The sequence below is a fragment of the Nocardia sp. NPDC060259 genome, from assembly GCF_042728775.1.
GTDB lineage: Bacteria > Actinomycetota > Actinomycetes > Mycobacteriales > Mycobacteriaceae > Nocardia.
In genome coordinates this window covers 1-15,464 of the sequence record NZ_JBHXAY010000041.1, presented here as the reverse complement: position 1 = coordinate 15,464, position 15,464 = coordinate 1, and the positions used below count along the sequence as shown (strand labels likewise).

15 protein-coding genes are annotated in these 15,464 nt (G+C 68.8%); 2 read left to right on the top strand and 13 right to left on the bottom strand.

The window, feature by feature from the left end; all coding sequences use genetic code 11:
• Positions 1-235: 235 nt before the first annotated feature.
• From ACFWF2_RS17130 to ssd, 7 genes are all read right to left on the bottom strand, one after another.
• Positions 236-613: an Rv3654c family TadE-like protein gene (locus ACFWF2_RS17130; RefSeq protein ID WP_379308398.1), complete on the bottom strand. Its 378-nt coding sequence runs from the start codon at positions 611-613 to the stop codon at positions 236-238.
• Positions 610-924, bottom strand: a complete 315-nt coding sequence (locus tag ACFWF2_RS17125) for a TadE family type IV pilus minor pilin (RefSeq protein WP_379308397.1) — start codon at positions 922-924, stop codon at positions 610-612. The genes ACFWF2_RS17130 and ACFWF2_RS17125 overlap by 4 nt, the downstream gene beginning before the upstream one ends.
• A 41-nt stretch (positions 925-965) precedes the next feature.
• The gene (locus ACFWF2_RS17120; RefSeq protein ID WP_189031156.1) at positions 966-1,175 is read right to left on the bottom strand and encodes a DUF4244 domain-containing protein; all 210 of its coding nucleotides are present in this window, start codon (positions 1,173-1,175) and stop codon (positions 966-968) included.
• A gap of 72 nt (positions 1,176-1,247) precedes the next feature.
• The gene (locus ACFWF2_RS17115) at positions 1,248-1,868 is read right to left on the bottom strand and encodes a type II secretion system F family protein (protein WP_379308427.1); all 621 of its coding nucleotides are present in this window, start codon (positions 1,866-1,868) and stop codon (positions 1,248-1,250) included.
• Between the two features lie 721 nt (positions 1,869-2,589).
• Entirely contained in the window at positions 2,590-3,225 is a 636-nt protein-coding gene (locus tag ACFWF2_RS17110; RefSeq protein WP_379308396.1) for a type II secretion system F family protein, read from the bottom strand.
• A 1,047-nt stretch (positions 3,226-4,272) separates the two neighbouring features.
• Positions 4,273-5,454: a TadA family conjugal transfer-associated ATPase gene (locus ACFWF2_RS17105; protein WP_379308395.1), complete on the bottom strand. Its 1,182-nt coding sequence runs from the start codon at positions 5,452-5,454 to the stop codon at positions 4,273-4,275.
• Positions 5,451-6,548 (bottom strand): septum site-determining protein Ssd, encoded by a 1,098-nt coding sequence (gene ssd, locus ACFWF2_RS17100; RefSeq protein ID WP_379308394.1) that lies wholly within the window; start codon positions 6,546-6,548, stop codon positions 5,451-5,453. Before ssd ends, ACFWF2_RS17105 begins: the two co-directional genes overlap by 4 nt.
• A gap of 415 nt (positions 6,549-6,963) precedes the next feature.
• On the opposite strand from ssd, the gene ACFWF2_RS17095 reads away from it, so the two are divergent.
• The gene (locus ACFWF2_RS17095) at positions 6,964-7,758 is read left to right on the top strand and encodes an HAD family hydrolase (RefSeq protein WP_379308426.1); all 795 of its coding nucleotides are present in this window, start codon (positions 6,964-6,966) and stop codon (positions 7,756-7,758) included.
• A gap of 422 nt (positions 7,759-8,180) precedes the next feature.
• Here ACFWF2_RS17095 and ACFWF2_RS17090 read toward each other — a convergent pair whose 3' ends face one another.
• The 6 genes from ACFWF2_RS17090 to ACFWF2_RS17065 form a co-directional block, all read right to left on the bottom strand.
• Positions 8,181-8,927: an oxidoreductase gene (locus tag ACFWF2_RS17090; protein WP_379308393.1), complete on the bottom strand. Its 747-nt coding sequence runs from the start codon at positions 8,925-8,927 to the stop codon at positions 8,181-8,183.
• Positions 8,928-8,938: 11 nt separating this feature from the next.
• Positions 8,939-9,103: a hypothetical protein gene (locus tag ACFWF2_RS17085; protein ID WP_379078752.1), complete on the bottom strand. Its 165-nt coding sequence runs from the start codon at positions 9,101-9,103 to the stop codon at positions 8,939-8,941.
• A gap of 92 nt (positions 9,104-9,195) precedes the next feature.
• Complete coding sequence (locus tag ACFWF2_RS17080; protein WP_379308392.1) at positions 9,196-10,869, bottom strand: ABC transporter ATP-binding protein; 1,674 nt, start codon at positions 10,867-10,869, stop codon at positions 9,196-9,198.
• Positions 10,866-11,795: an ABC transporter permease gene (locus tag ACFWF2_RS17075; protein ID WP_379308391.1), complete on the bottom strand. Its 930-nt coding sequence runs from the start codon at positions 11,793-11,795 to the stop codon at positions 10,866-10,868. The genes ACFWF2_RS17080 and ACFWF2_RS17075 overlap by 4 nt, the downstream gene beginning before the upstream one ends.
• A complete protein-coding gene (locus ACFWF2_RS17070; protein WP_379308390.1) occupies positions 11,788-12,714 on the bottom strand; it encodes an ABC transporter permease in 927 nt (308 codons plus the stop codon). Before ACFWF2_RS17070 ends, ACFWF2_RS17075 begins: the two co-directional genes overlap by 8 nt.
• 61 nt (positions 12,715-12,775) lie before the next feature.
• Positions 12,776-14,404 carry an ABC transporter substrate-binding protein gene (locus tag ACFWF2_RS17065; protein WP_379308389.1) on the bottom strand — a complete coding sequence of 543 codons (1,629 nt, stop codon included), beginning with the start codon at positions 14,402-14,404 and terminating at the stop codon, positions 12,776-12,778.
• Between the two features lie 241 nt (positions 14,405-14,645).
• On the opposite strand from ACFWF2_RS17065, the gene ACFWF2_RS17060 reads away from it, so the two are divergent.
• Positions 14,646-15,464, top strand: an 819-nt coding sequence (locus ACFWF2_RS17060) for an AMP-binding protein (RefSeq protein WP_379308388.1), incomplete at its 3' end; no start/stop codon positions are given.

The window sequence follows — 15,464 nt, the reverse complement described above, 5'->3', positions numbered from 1 at the left end:
ATATTTGCGTTGACCAGCACCGACGGGTCCGCGACCGGCTGCCCCGTGAATAAAAAGGACGACTCTTCTGTTAACTGACTCATTGCCAACGGGGCATACGAGTTGGCCACATCATTGTTTTCATTTAGTTCTCTCCTCCTAAAACAATGTTCAAGGAAATTCGGAGAATGAGTTCCAATGAATTCCGTATTAGTTCGGCGCGGAACATCCACCGACCAGTGATAACACTTCTGCGTCACGCACTATCCGCCACCGGACCCGCGCGAGCAGCAGCGGAGACAGTGCGCACACCGAACACTCCGAATGACGCATTCGCCTCCACCGCGACCACGACGTCCCACTGCGCCACCGTGCACCGTCGCACCCGCTCGCCCATCCGCCGCGCGACCTCCACGGCTTCAGCGCACGCCGCCTCCGCCCCTTCGGCCAACACACTCGCGGCGCCAAGCGCGCCGCGGTCGGCCGCGGCCTGTGCCCGATGCCGGGCGACCACGACGACACCCACCTGACCGATCACCATGGTCAGCGCGATCAGCCCGGCCAACGCCAAGCACGCGAACGCCGTCGCACCGCCTGCGTCCCGGGCGAGCCGCCGCGCCACCGAGCCGATCATCGACCGACCCCGGGCTCGGCGATCGCGACCGCCTCGGCACGCAACCTGAGTCCGGGAAGCAGCGGTGTGCCCGCGGCGACGGCGGCCACCACCCGATCGCCCTCGCTGCGAACATCGACCACTGCGCCGGATGGCGCGATGGTCTTGGCCGCTGCCACCGCGTGCGCCGTGTCGCCCCGAGCGGCCAACCGGGCCGCCTCGCGAGCCGCGTCGACGCAGCGCACCTGGGTCGACGCGGCCAGCAGCGCACCGATGCACAGCACCACCGCACACACCAGTGCGGCGAGGGCGATGGCGGCCTCGACCGTCACCGCACCCGCGTCGTCAGCGAGACGACCTGCGCCGCACAGCTTTACACGCTCGTGTTGAGTGCCTTGTCGATGATCTGGGTCAGCGCGTTGACAATGCTGTCGCCCGTCACCACCCCGTAGAGCACCGCACCGAACGCCGCGGCCGCGATGGTGCCGATCGCGTACTCCGCGGTGGACATGCCGTCGTCGTCGATCAGCAAGCGCGTGATCCGCGTCTTCGCCCCTATATATACGGCGCGTACGAACGTCATCGTGATCCCCTCTCCTTCCACACCACGCGGCCGATCCGCGCGGTGACGATTCGCCTGCCTCGCCGAGGCCGGTCACAGCAGTCCGCCGTCGCCGAGGACCCGATCCGCCAGGCCGATCACGACCGGGACGATGCCGAGGCACACGAAGGCGGGCAGGAAGCACAGGCCGAGTGGCCCACCGATCAGCACGCCGGCGCGTTCGGCGCGCGCGACGGCCGCGTCTTCCACGGCTTCCCGACGCTGGTCCGCCAGTTCGCCGACGGCCGCGGCCAATGAGGAACCCGAGCGGGCCGAGCGCCGCGCCATCCTGGCCAGCGACTCGACCTCCTCGGCGCCCGCCGACCCGACCGCATCCGCCGCGGCACGCTCCCACGCCGTCGCCGCGTCAGCGCCGAGCGCCAGCAGATCGGCGGCCCGCAGCAGCGAGGCCCGCAACACCGGCGGCGCCGTCCCCGCACTTGCCCGCGCGGCCGCGGCCATCGGCAGCCCAGCCCGCAGACAAGCGGCCAGCAGATCGAACGCCGATGCCGACCCGAGCGGATCCGCCTTCGCCGACCCACTCCCTGCCTTCGCCGTGGCCGTCGGCGACCGGCCCAGCGCCCGCATCCGCCGACTCACCGCCACCCGCCCCGGCAACACCACAACGGCCATCGCCACGACCAGCAGCGCGACAGGCGACGGCGCACCCACCATGTCCTGCACAGCAATCCCTCCCCATGACGTTTCGATCGATCCAGATCTTCGAACCCCGGCGCCGATCTCGCTGGCGTGCAGTGCATGGCGCTCTCCATCGCCGAATCTGAAGCGTCCGCGCAGACCGGAAAACGCGAAGGGCGTGGACCGCTCCGGCGGCCTGGTCCGCGAGCCACTCACGGGCCGCCTGGCCTACCTGTGCCGCACCGATGTTCAGCTCGAGCGACCTACGTAACGAGCCCGGCGACTCCGGCGACCTGGTCCCCAGGCTTCCCGCGAGCGACCTGGTCGACATGTGCCGCAACGACGTTCGCCTCGGGTGTCCTGCGTGTCGAGCCCAACCCGTCTCCGCCGTGCTCACCTGCAGCTTCGCGGTCAGTACTTGGCGGAGTCTGGCGTGCCGGATACGCCTCGACCTTGTTGCCATCCCCGATCACGGCTCTGCGATCGGCATTTCGCGTCGCACACCAAGGCTGCGAGCTGCCTTGCAACAGCGCCGTGGCACGGTCGTCCGGAGCCACAGCTGGGCCGTGTGTGCCAGCTCGGCCCCTGTCCCACGGGTTGCGCACAGCGTGGCCGGCAGCGTGCAGGCCGAGGCGGCGGACCAGCCGATCGCAGCCATAGCTCGACCGTGTGTCCCGTCTCGACCCCGTCCCACCGGGGTTGTGCACAGCGTGGCCGGCAGCGTGCAGGCCGGGGGTGCAATCGGATGCCCACCGGTTCAGGCCGTTCCGCGGCGGGTGATCACATCTGTCCACAGCAATCCACAGCAGGCGAGGGCTGCGCCGAGCGGTAGGAGAAATTCGCCGGCGGATGAGCCGAAGAGCACTGTCAGGGGAGCTGCGCCCATCAGCTGGCCGAGGCCGATGCCTACTAGTGGAAGGCCGGCCAAGACGGTGGCCGAGGCGCGGGCTCCCGCGAGAGCGGCTTCGGTTCGGTCGCGGAAGCGGATGCGGCCCAGGAGGTCGGTGCGGGCCGCGGCCAGCAGCTCGGCCAGGGCGAGGCCGTGTTCTTCGGCCACCCGCCAGGCGACGGCGATCCTCGACAACTCCTCGGCGACAATCGAATCCGGGTGGAGCCAGCCGTCGGCACCGGATCCGCCGAGCCTGCTGCGGCCCGCGCTGACCCCGAGTACCCGTGCGGCTTCGCCCCGCGACTCGGCTGCCGCGGCCTCCGCCGCCGCGCTCGGATGCGCCCCCACCCGAAGTTCGCCGACGACGGCCTCGAGCCCCGCCAACAGGTGACCGCACTCCGCGCGACGGGCCCGCTCACCACGACGGCGCCGATTCCGCACCGCGACGGTGACGCCCACCATGAGTGCCGCCAGTCCCGTCCCGATCCCGAACGCGAAAGCCATGCACGCCAGTCCGATTCCTGCACACCACTCCACAGGCATCCGTCTCGCCGCACGCGCACCGCCCGCATCGAACAGCCGCCGAAAGCGCCGCCGATCGCCCGTAGCGGGAAGCATCAGCACCGCCACCGCGCAACAGAGCAGTCCGATCTCCATCGCCACTCCCGTGCCGTCTAGTAGTGGTGCGCCTCAGTATGTTTCGCGCTGATTCCGGAGCGGCTGCCGATGTGGGAGTCGGCACCACTGTCCGTGGACGGGAAGCCGCCGGCGCCGCGGTCAGGACCGATTCCGCCACGAGCGCAAGGTCACTGGGTAGCGCCGCATCCACAGCAGCGAACGCCACATCGAAACCGGAACCTCCCATACGATCCGGCGCGTCGCCCGCCGTGCCGAAGAACGACACCGGCACCGCGCTGCTGAACGGCGCCTCCCCGACTCGCGAGCTCCTCTCGGCGGGCGCCACAGTGCAAGCGCACTCGCTCGATCCCACCCATGACGATTGCCTTCGTCTGCCACCCGACCGTCGACCATCGCTCGCCAACCTTGATCGCAGTCGCGCCCCGGTCGCCACCCGAACCACCCGTGCCAACCAGCTGCGCAGCCGATCCGATCGAATCCCACCCGCACCCGCACCGCCACCGGCACCGGCACCGGCACCGGGCGATCCTGCCACTGTGCGGATCTGAGCCGTGCGCCCGTAACCGTCCTGCGGCGACGCGCCGTCTCCGCCGCCCGGCATCACTCCGGTACCCACGGCAGGCTGCGCTGCCGGTGCACGGTTCCGCGTCGTGTACCGGTCGCCCGCCCGCGGTGACTCGCCATCTCGGCTGATCGGCCACACGCAAGCAGCCCGGTCACGCGACCCAGCGCCGAGGCTCCGCGCAAGGCCCCTGTCACCTAGTTGCGTGGACGCACGATTTCCGCCGACCGGCCATACACCGGCACCCCCGCGCGATCCTGCCGGTGTGCGGCGCTTCGACGAGCCTCGAGCGTCGGCCCGCGGGAATGCACCTTCTCCGCGGATCGGCCATGCGCCCGCACCGGTGGTTTTCATCCGAGTCGCACCTCGATCAGTCGCTTCAGTTCGGTGGCGCCGGGGGTGGACATGCTGTCGGAGCGCCAGGCGGGGGTGATTCGGATGCCGGCACCGTCGCGTTCGAGGAGGCCGATCTCGCGGAGGCCGCGGGTGCCGTCGGCTCGGCGGTGGACGTGGAGGACCACTTGGACGGCGGCGGCGAGTTGGCTGTGCAGGGCGGCACGGTCCATGCCGCCGAGGGCGGCGAGGGCTTCGAGGCGGGCGGGGACTTCCTGGGGGGAGTTGGCGTGGACGGTGCCCGCGCCGCCGTCGTGGCCGGTGTTGAGGGCGGTGAGCAGGTCGACGACCTCGGCGCCGCGGACCTCGCCGACGACGATGCGGTCGGGACGCATGCGCAGTGCCTGGCGGACCAGGTCGCGCACGGTGACCGCGCCGACGCCCTCGACGTTGGCGGTGCGTGCGACCAGCCGCACCACATGGGGATGAACGGGGGCGAGTTCGGCCGCGTCCTCGACGCAGATGATCCGTTCGGCCGGGTCTACGGCGGCGAGGAGCGCGGACAGCAGGGTGGTCTTGCCTGCGCCGGTACCACCGACGACGAGGAAGGCCAGCCGGGCGCGGACTATGTCGGTCAGCAGTCGGAGTGCCGCGGGAGGCACCGAGCCGGCGGCAGCCAGGGCGACCAGGCCCTGGGTGGCCGGGCGGAGCACGCGCAGGGACAGGCAGGTCCCGTCGTGGGCGACCGGCGCGAGGACCGCGTGCAGGCGGACACCGAACGCATCGCCGAGTGTGGCCTCGGTGCCGATGAGCTTGCCGTCGACCCAGGGTTGGGCGTCGTCGAGCCTGCGTCCGGCGGCGAGAGCGAGTCGCTGGGCGAGCCTGCGGACCGCGGCCTCGTCGGCGAAGCGGACGTCGGTCTGTTCGAGGCCGTGACCACGGTCGATCCACACCGAGTCGGGGCCGGTGACGAGCACATCGGCGACCGCGGGATCGTGCAGTAGCGGCTCGAGCAGACCCGCCCCGGTCATCTCGGTCTGCAGCAGGCGCAGCGCCCGCAGCAGGTCGGTGTCGGCGAGCACGCCACCGGCTTCGGCCCGGATCGCGGCGGCCAGCTGCGCCGCATCGGGCACGCCCGCGTGCTCGGCGAGCCGTTCGCGGACCCGTTCGAGCAGGTCGACGGTGACGAACGTGGTCATCGCGCACCCACCATCGACAGCACCGCGTCGGCCGCGTCGCGCAGCGGCCCGCGCCTGCGCACGCTCAGCCCACCGCGTTCGAGTCGCGCCGCCAGCCCTGACTGCCCGCGCACCGCGGCCAACAGCGGCAGCCCGAGCACCTCGGCCACTTCCGCACCACGCAACCCGCCCGGCGCCGGGCCGCGAACAACCAGGCCCCGGTTGGGATTTCGCTCACCGAGATAGGCCGCCACCACCTCGGCGGCAGCGACAGCGCGCAGCCGGGCGGGGACGACCAGGACAACGAGATCAGCGGCGTCGACCATCGCATCGGCCGCGGGGCCGCGCTCCGCGGACACATCGCAGACGACCAGATCGCCTGCCGCCCTGCCGGATTCGATGACAGCACGGACAGCGGCGGGCGTCAGCTCGGCAGATGATCGCCCCGCGCCGTGCCGCCCACAGGACAACACCGCGAGCCCGGCCGCCGCAGCGGGCAGTGCGTTGTGCAGTGCCGTCGCGGAGACCCGGCCGTCCTCGATGACCAGGTCCGGCCAGCGCAGCCCGGGGACATTCTCCATCCCGAGCACCAGGTCGATTCCACCGTCGAGCGGCGCACCGTCGATGAGCACGGTGTCGGGTCTCGACCGCCGCGCAGCCGCACGTAAGGCGATGGCGGCGGCGAGTGTCGACGCGCCGGCACCACCGCCCGCGCCCGCGACCGCGACGACCACGCCCTCCCCCGTCCGGGATTCGGCGTGCTCGGCGAACTGCTCGACCAGTTCGACCGCACAGGCAGGCAGCGCGACGACCCGCTCGGCGCCGACCGCGGTGGCCGCCTGCCAGTCGGGCACCGCGGGTTCCCCCTCGGTGACGAGCACGATCCCCGGACGCCGCGGACAGCCCTCCGCGGCCGCCGCCGTAGCGGCCGCCGTGTCGAGGATCACCATGCCCGCGCCCGACCACGCGTGCCTGCCGACCGGCATGGCCCGCTCGTCGGTGGCGCGTTCGGCGGCCGCCGCGACCCGGCGCACTTCGGCGCGCAGGCGATGGTCGCCCACGAGTACCAGCGCGGGAGCCAGTCCGACAGCGGGTGGTGCGGCGAGGAGGTTCATGCAGCTCAGCGTGGAGGAATTGCGAGCGAGCGGAAAGACGGCGAAAGCCGATTGTGGATAACTCGGGGGTGTGGAGAACTTTCTCGACCTACCCGGAAATAGAGGACGGCCCCAGCCGGGGGGGAGGAGGCTGGGGCCGTCGGGTTCAGCCCCGGGGGGTCGGGCTGAACGCGCCTGGACCATGTCCAGGTGCCAGCAATACTACACCCATCCCCCGGCGCAGGCGCAAGTAGCGTTCGCCACCATCTTTCGGCGATTCGCGGCCTCCGGCGTCCCCGGGGCAAACCCCGCGGAGGGGCCAGGACGGCCGCCTCCTGCACTCCGCGCGAGGCGTGCCTATCCTGTTGACGTGACGGCCGAACGTGACCAGACTCCGCTTCCGGACACAAGACTCGCCCATTCGGGCCGAGCGCCGGTGCCCGGCGGACGCGTCGCGGCGTTCTTCGATCTCGATAAAACGGTGATCGCGAAGTCGAGCGCGTTCGTGTTCAGCAAACCGTTCTACGCACAGGGTCTGCTCAACCGTCGCGCCGTGCTGGAGAGCAGCTACGCGCACTTTTTGTTCCTGCTTTCGGGGGCCGATCACGACCAGATGGAACGAATGCGGGCAAACCTCGCCAACATGTGCGCCGGCTGGGATGTGGAGCAGGTGAAATCCATTGTGGCCGAGACGCTTCACGATCTCGTCGACCCGCTGATCTACGCCGAGGCCGCCGATCTGATCGCCGATCACAAGATCCGCGGACACGACGTGGTGATCGTCTCGGCGTCCGGCGAGGAGATCGTCACCCCGATAGCTGAGGTACTCGGCGCTTCGCACACCGAGGCGACCAGGATGGTCGTCGAGGACGGCAAGTACACCGGCGACATCGAGTTCTACTGCTACGGCGAAGGCAAGGTCGCCGCGATCGAAAAGCTGGCCGCGGCAGAGGGTTACGACCTGTCCAGGTGCTACGCGTACTCCGATTCGATCACCGACCTGCCGATGCTGAGCGCGGTCGGCCACCCGACGGCGGTCAACCCCGACCGCGCGCTGCGCAAGGAGGCCGTCGCGCGCGGCTGGCCGGTGCTCACCTTCTCCAATCCGGTGTCGCTGTGGTCGCGATTCCAGGCGCCGTCGAGCACCACCGTCGCGGCAACGGCGGCGGTCGGATTGAGCGCGATCATCGCGGGCGCGATCAGTTATCGACTGCTGCGGAAACGTCGCTGACCTGCGACGGAGAAGCACGAATCGCCAGGCGACACGCCGAAAACAGCCGTATCCGGTGATGCCTTCGAAACCCTTGATGTGAATGCCATCACAGTGTAAGAATGGAGTTACGGAAGGACGGAAGGCCAAGACGGAGCCGGAAGAGAAGGCTTCGCCTCCCATCCCACCCTTCCCAGCACGGACGCCAGGTACCCACGCGGAGCGCGCCGCGACAAGGGCAGCAGAGTTGTGGGCCTGCGAAATTCGGGCAGTCGTCGGCGAACGCCTCGCACAGGTTGCGGGGATGAACCGGCGGGGTTCGGATGATCGCCGAGGCCACCGAACACAACCCATCGAGCACGCTTGGTAACCAGGTGTTCCGTGCTAGCGGGCGGCGAGACCGAGTAATCGGCACGCCGCCCGTTTCGATGTGTGGGGAAGCCTCAGCCCGCGGCGGCGTCGGCGATCGAGTTCGCTTCGCGGGCACCGTCTTCGAGCGCACCCGCGCAGAACAGCACCCAGCCGCCGACACCCTCGGCGGTGCCCATGCCGAACCCGGCGGCCGCGTCGAGGTAGGCCTGCCTGCGCCGGAGCCAGAACACCTCGGGCACGCCGAGGCACCGGGGATCCAGTCCGCTCGACACCGTGACCAGGCGCGACGCCGCCCGCGCGACGACACCGTCGGCGGTGCCGAACGGCCGCAGGGACAGCAACTCACCGTGCACGACCGCCGCGATGACGGGAGCGGGCGCCTTGCTCGTCTGGACGGTCTGCACCAGCAGATCCAGCCGTTCGGCGACACCGGGGGTCGATCGGGGGCGACCGAGCTCCTGTTCGTCGGAGACCAGGTCGGCGGCCGCGAGCAGATGCAGCCGGGCCAGCGCCTGCAGCGGCGCGCGCTGCCAGGTGCCGACCAGGTTCGTCAGCGCGTCACCGTCGAGCGCCTGACCCACCCGCAGCGCGCCGGCCAGGACCGGATCGCTGACCTGCCCGTCGACGGGCAGATCGGTGCTCGCGCCTTCGATGGCGGCCGAGGACCGCGCGGCGCGGACCGCCGCTTCGGCGGCGGTGGTCGCCCAGCCGCGCCGGTTCGACCTGTGCCGATGCACCGCGGCGAGCGCGTCGCGGGCCTTGTCGGCGGCTTCACGCACGCCGGGCAGGTCGACCAGGGGCTGCAGCGGATCAGTCACGGCATACGAGGCTACCGTTCGAACACCGTCTCCCCGACGGCCACGTCCAGCCCACGGATCCGCGGCCAGGTGCGGTCCGGCCACGGCACCTCGGCGAGCCGCTTCGCCGCCGGGGTCAGCGCCCGGCGCCTGCGCGATTCCAGCTCGGCCTGTCGTTCGGCATCGATCCGATCCATCGGCGTCTCCTGCCCCTGCGATCCCACCGCACCACCTCGGACGCGTCCACGGTACGCCGGTGAACTGCGCCTTCGCGGTGGATTCGGCGCGGTTATCCCGTGAGCAACTCCCGTCCGGGGATCGCTTCGAGGAGGGCCCGCGTGTAGTCCTCCCGCGGCGCGGCGAACACCTCGTCGGTCGTGGCCGATTCCACCACCCTGCCCTCCCGCATGACCAGCACGTTGTCCGCGATCTGCCGGACGACGGCCAGGTCATGGGTGATGAACAGATACGTCAGCCCCAGCTCGGCTTGCAGATCGTTGAGCAGGGTGAGGATCTGTGCCTGCACGAGGACGTCGAGCGCCGAGACCGCCTCGTCGCAGACCACCAGCTCGGGCGACAGGGCCAGCGCCCGCGCGATCGCGACCCGCTGACGCTGCCCGCCGGACAGCTCGTTGGGATAGCGCCGCAGCACCGACGACGGCAGCGACACCTTGTCGAGCAGGTCGCGCACCACCGCCTCCCGCTCCTTGGCGGTGCCGATCTTGTGCACCCGCAGCGGCTCCTCGATCGTGCGGAAGATCGAGTACATCGGGTCGAGCGAGCCGTACGGGTTCTGGAAGATCGGTTGCACCCGGCGACGGAAGGCGAACGCGCCCTTGCTGTCCAGCTTCGCGACGTCCTTGCCGTCGAAGGCCACGGTGCCCGAGGTCGGTTCCAGCAGAGCGAGCACCATCTGCGCGATGGTCGACTTGCCCGAGCCGGACTCGCCGACGATCGCGGTGGTCGTGCCGCGTTCGACGGTGAAGCTCACATCGTCGACGGCAACGAAGTCGGTGGACTGCCACGGCCGCTTGCCGCGAATCTTGAACGCCTTGGTCAGGTTCCGCGCTTCCAGGACGGTGTCACCGATCGAGTCTCCGGCCTCGGCCACCTCGACGGCCTGTGCGCGCACGGCGGCGCGCTCCCGCGAGGACGACATCCGCTGCGCGGCCAGCGAGGGCGCCGAATTGACCAGCTTCTTGGTGTAGGCGTGTTGCGGATCGCGCAGGATCCGTAGTGCCGGCCCGGATTCCACGACCCGGCCGCGATACATCACCACCAGATGCTCGGCCCGTTCCGCGGCCAGGCCGAGGTCATGGGTGATCAGCAGCACCGCGGTGCCCAGCTCGGTGGTGAGCTGTTCGAGGTGGCCCAGGATCTGCCGCTGCACGGTGACGTCCAGCGCCGAGGTCGGTTCGTCGGCGATCAGCAGTTTCGGCCTGCACGCGAGCCCCATCGCGATGAGCGCGCGCTGGCGCATGCCGCCGGAGAACTCGTGCGGATACTGGTTCACCCGCCGCTGCGCATCCGACATCCCCGCTTCGGCCAGCAGCTCCACCGCGCGCTCGCGGGCCGCGTCACCGGTGGCGATGCCGTTGGCGATCAGCGTCTCCCTGATCTGGAAGCCGATCTTCCACACCGGGTTCAGATTCGACATGGGGTCCTGCGGCACCAGGCCGATGCCGCTGCCACGGATCGCGACGATCTCCTTGGCCGAGGCCTTGGTGAGGTCCTTGCCGTCGAAGAGGATCTGCCCGCCGGTCACCTTGCCGGTGCCGGGCAGCAGGTCGATGATCGCGTGCGCGGTCGTCGACTTGCCCGACCCCGACTCGCCGACGATGGCGACGGTCTGACCGGGAAAGACGGTGAGATTCACCCCGCGTACCGCGGGCACCGGCTTGCCGTCGGTGGTGAAGCCGACATCCAGATCGCGGATCTCCAGCAGCGGTGTGTCGTCGCTCATCGGGTGCGCTCCTTCGGATCGAGCGCGTCGCGCACCGCGTCGCCGAGCAGGATGAAGCTCAGCACGGTGACAGCCAGCGCGGCCGCCGGGTAGAACAGGATCGGCGAGGTACGGATCTCGTACTTCGCGCGGGCGATATCGGCGCCCCAGGACACAATGTCGGGCGGCAGGCCGACGCCGAGGAAGGACAACGTCGCCTCGGTGACGATGAAGACGCCGAGCCACAGCGTGGCGACCACGATCAACGGGCCTGCCGCGTTCGGCAGCACGTGCCGCACCAAGGTGCCCAACCGCGACACACCCAAAGCCTCGGCAGCGGTGACGTATTCGCTGTTCTTGGCCTCGATCACCGCGCCACGGGCGATGCGGGCAGCCTGCGGCCAGGTGAATGCGACGAGGATCAGGATCACCGTGAGCACCGTCGTCGGTCGCAGCAGCTGCAACAGCACGATCGCCGCCAGCACCATCGGGATGGCGAAGAAGATCTCGGCGATCCGCGAGACGATCGTGTCGAGCAGGCCGCCGAAGAAGCCGGACAGTGCCCCGAGCACCCCGCCGACCAGCAGGAACAGCATCGCCGCTCCGATGCCGACACTGACCGAGGCCCGCGCGCCGTAGATCGTGCGCGCGTAGACATCGCAGCCCTGCTTGTCGAACCCGAACGGGTGGCCGGGACGTGGGCTGTCCATCCCGAACTCCCCGAAGCACTGCTTCGGGTCCTGGCTGGTGAACAGCGACGGCCACACCACGACCAGCAGCACCAGCACGATCAGGACCACCGCGACCAGGAACACCGGATTGCGGCGCAACCGCCGCCACGCGTCGCCCCAGATGCTGGTCGGTGCGCCCGCGTCGACCACCCGGTCGGTGGCCAGCACCTCCACCTCGTCGGCGGGGGCCACGAAATGCTGTTGGCTCTCATGCATAACGGATCCTCGGGTCGAGCGCGGCGTAGAGCAGGTCGATGATCAGGTTCATCAGCAGGAACACCACCACGAGCACCGTCACGAACGACACCACCGTCGGCGGCTCGCCGCGGATGATCGCCTGGTACACGGTGCCGCCGACGCCGGGAATATTGAAGATGCCCTCGGTGACGATGGCGCCCGCCATCAGCGCGCCGAGATCGGCGCCGAGAAAGGTGACCACCGGGATCATCGAATTCCGCAGGATATGCACGGTCACCACCCGGCGGCGGCCGAGTCCCTTCGCGGTCGCCGTGCGCACATAGTCGGCGGATTTGTTCTCCGCCACGGAGTTACGGGTCAGCCGCAACACATACGCGAACGACAGCGAGCCAAGCACGAAGGCCGGCACGAGCAACTCGCCGATACTCCCCTTGCCCGTGACGGTGACCGGGGCGATCCCCCATTTCACGCCGAGGAAGTACTGCGCGAGATAACCGACGACGAACACCGGCAGCGCGATGATCACCAGGCTGGCGATCAGCATCGTCGAATCGAACAGCTTCCCCTTGCGCAGGCCCGCGATCAGGCCGAACACGATGCCGAAGAAGCCCTCGATGAGCACCGCGAGAAACGCCAGTTTGATGGTGATCGGAAAGGCGCGTGCGAGTTCATCGCGCACCGGCCTGCCCGAGAACGAGGTGCCGAAATCGAGGGTGAGAATTCCCTTCAGATAGTGCAGATACTGCACGATGAACGGCTGATCGAGGTGATATTGGGCGCGCAATGCGGCCTCGGCGGCGGGAGTCAGTGGTTTCTCACCGGCCAGCGCATCGATCGGGTCGCCGGGGATCAGGAAAACCATCGCGTAGATCAGCAGCGTCGCGCCTAGGAAGACCGGGATCATCTGGAGCAGGCGCCGAAGTATGTACCAAGCCATCATTCCTCCGAAAACGACTGGGGCCGAGCCACCTGACGTGGCCCGGCCCAGCTCCGAGTGCCTATTTCTCGATGTTCTCGAAGTCGAACAGACCGTTCCAGGCCAGTTCGGCCTTGGTCACCCTGTCGGACCGGCCCGCGGCGGCGACATAGTCGAACACCGGGATGTCGGCCATGTCCCTGATCATGATCGTCTGCGCCTGCGCGATCAGCTTGTAGGACTCCTCCTGGGTCGACGCGGCCATGGCCGCGTCGAAGAGGCGGTCCACCTCGGGGTTGTCGTAGTCGACATTGTTGGTCTCGGAGTAGCTGTAGTACTGCGAGGACAGGAACTGCATCATCGTGGGGTAGTCGCCCTGCCAGCCGTAGCGGAAGGCCGTGCCGATGGTCTTGGCGTTCACCGCGTCACGCACGTTCTTGAACGTCGGCACCGGGTTGGCGACCGCATCGATCCCGAGGGTGTTCTTGACGCTGTTGGCCACGGCCTCGATCCAGGCCTGGTGGCCGCCGTCGGAGTTGTAGGTGATCGTGTACTTGCCCGACCACGGCGCGATCGCGTCGGCCTGCGCCCACAGCTTCTTGGCCTGGTCCGGGTTGTAGTCGAACACCTCCGAGCCCGGCAGGTTGCCGTTGAAACCGGGCAGCGTCGAGGCGGTGAAATCGCGGGCGGGAACGCGCAATCCGTTGAAGATCTTCTCGATGATCTGCGGGCGGTTGATCGCCATGGAGATCGCCTTGCGGCGCAGCACGCCTTCCGCACCGGCGAAATGCGGCACGGTGGTCTGGATGCCGATGTGCTGATTCTGCGCGGTCGGCTTGGTGATCGCGCGGTCGCCGAGATCACTCTTGTAGGAGGTCAGCGCGCTGTCGGGAATGGTGTCGAGGGTATCGAGATTGCCCGCCTGCAGATCGGCGTAGGCGGTCTCGTAGGACTGGTACATGACGAACCGCAGGCCCTTGTTCTTGGCCGGACGGCCACCGGGGTAATCCGGGTTGGGCTTCAAGTCGATCTTGACATTGTGTTCCCACGATTCGAAGGCGTAGGGGCCGTTGCCGACCGGGTTCTCGCCGAAGGCCTTCATGTCCTTGAAGGCGGAATCGGGCAGCGGATAGAACGGGGCGTAGCCGAGCGCGCTCTCGAAATCGATCGACGGGGATTTCAGCTCGACGGTGAAGGTGCGATCGTCGACCACCTTCAGGCCCGACATCGTCTGCGCCTTGGGCTGTTCGGCATTCACCTCGTCGAATCCGACGATGGGGGTGAACACGTAGCTCTGCAGCTGCGCGTTGGAGGCGAGCGCGCCGTAGTTCCACGCGTCGACGAACGACTTCGCGGTCACCGTGGTGCCGTCGGTGAATTTCCAGTTCGGCTTGATCGTGATCCGGTACGACTTGCGGTCGGCGGTTTCGATCTTCTCCGCCATCTCGTCGTGCGCCTCACCGGTGGCGTCGTAGTACTTCAGCCCGGCGAACAAACGGTCGACGACGCGACCACCCATGTTCTCGTTGGTGTTGGTCGGCACCAACGGATTCTGCGGTTCTCCCGCGTTGGTGGTGACAATGCTCGCGTCGGCACTGTCGTCGGACGAGCACGCAGTAAGGCTGAGGCTGGTGGCCGCCAGGCCCGCTGCGATCAGCGCAGTCGCTTTGATGAATCTCAACGCTCTCTCCCGGTTCGATTCCCGTGGCATAATGCGCTTTATGCTCGACAGAAAAGAATGAACAATTCTCGGAACCATCAGCTGAACGGTTGAGTTAAAACGATAGCCCGCGACCGCCCGGTCTGTCCGCGAAGTCATCGGATGAACTTGCCCGCGAAACCTCGCCGATACAACGCCCCCGACGGGGCACCCGGGTTGACTACTGTCGAGGTAGCAGGGGCGAGCCCCCGCGACCGACCCGACCGCACGAGGCATGTGAGGCTGATTCGACATGACCGAAACCGCTGCAGGACATCAGGACTCGTATCCGCCGAGCGCGGAGTTCGCCGCCTCCGCCAACGCGGGCGCCGCCCTCTACGACCGCGGCGAGACCGACCGCGACGGCTTCTGGACCGAACAGGCCAACCGGCTGCACTGGCACAAGCCCTTCACCCAGGTGCTGGACTGGGCCGATGCCCCGGTCGCGCGCTGGTTCGCCGACGGCGAGCTCAATGTCGCCTACAACTGCGTCGACCGGCACGTCGTCGACGGGCACGGCGATCAGGTCGCCATCCACTGGGAGGGCGAGCCGGGCGACTCCCGCGACATCACCTATCGCGAACTGCTCGACGAGGTCTCGCGCGCCGCGAACTACCTGACCGAACTCGGCCTCGAGGCGGGCGACCGCGTCGCGATCTACATGCCGATGGTGCCCGAGGCGATCGTGTCGATGCTGGCCTGCGCCCGCCTCGGCCTCACCCACTCGGTGGTGTTCGCCGGCTTCTCGCCCAGCGCGCTGCGGCAGCGGGTCGACGACGCCGAGGCCCGGCTGATCATCACCACCGACGGGCAGTGGCGGCGCGGCAAGCCCGCACCGCTCAAGGAGGCCGTCGACGAGGCGCTCGCCGCCAAGGGCGACGTGCCGTCCTCGGTCGAGCATGTGCTGGTGGTGCGGCGCACGGGTCTGGATGTGCCGTGGACCGAGGTTCGTGATCTGTGGTGGGACGAAACCGTTTCTCTCGCTTCGCCTTCGCACGAAGCACAGCCCTTCCCCGCCGAGCACCCCCTGTTCATCCTCTACACCTCCGGCACCACCGGAAAACCCAAGGGC

What these genes read in the sequence shown, in the direction of transcription:
- ACFWF2_RS17130 (WP_379308398.1), bottom strand. Translation starts at nt 613, where the DNA reads ATGATCGGCTCGGTGGCGCGGCGGCTCGCCCGGGACGCAGGCGGTGCG.
- ACFWF2_RS17120 (WP_189031156.1), bottom strand. Translation starts at nt 1,175, where the DNA reads ATGACGTTCGTACGCGCCGTATATATAGGGGCGAAGACGCGGATCACG.
- ACFWF2_RS17115 (WP_379308427.1), bottom strand. Translation starts at nt 1,868, where the DNA reads ATGGTGGGTGCGCCGTCGCCTGTCGCGCTGCTGGTCGTGGCGATGGCC.
- ACFWF2_RS17110 (WP_379308396.1), bottom strand. Translation starts at nt 3,225, where the DNA reads ATGGCTTTCGCGTTCGGGATCGGGACGGGACTGGCGGCACTCATGGTG.
- ACFWF2_RS17105 (WP_379308395.1), bottom strand. Translation starts at nt 5,454, where the DNA reads ATGACCACGTTCGTCACCGTCGACCTGCTCGAACGGGTCCGCGAACGG.
- ssd (WP_379308394.1), bottom strand. Translation starts at nt 6,548, where the DNA reads ATGAACCTCCTCGCCGCACCACCCGCTGTCGGACTGGCTCCCGCGCTG.
- ACFWF2_RS17085 (WP_379078752.1), bottom strand. Translation starts at nt 9,103, where the DNA reads ATGGATCGGATCGATGCCGAACGACAGGCCGAGCTGGAATCGCGCAGG.
- ACFWF2_RS17080 (WP_379308392.1), bottom strand. Translation starts at nt 10,869, where the DNA reads ATGAGCGACGACACACCGCTGCTGGAGATCCGCGATCTGGATGTCGGC.
- ACFWF2_RS17075 (WP_379308391.1), bottom strand. Translation starts at nt 11,795, where the DNA reads ATGCATGAGAGCCAACAGCATTTCGTGGCCCCCGCCGACGAGGTGGAG.
- ACFWF2_RS17070 (WP_379308390.1), bottom strand. Translation starts at nt 12,714, where the DNA reads ATGGCTTGGTACATACTTCGGCGCCTGCTCCAGATGATCCCGGTCTTC.
- ACFWF2_RS17065 (WP_379308389.1), bottom strand. Translation starts at nt 14,404, where the DNA reads ATGCCACGGGAATCGAACCGGGAGAGAGCGTTGAGATTCATCAAAGCG.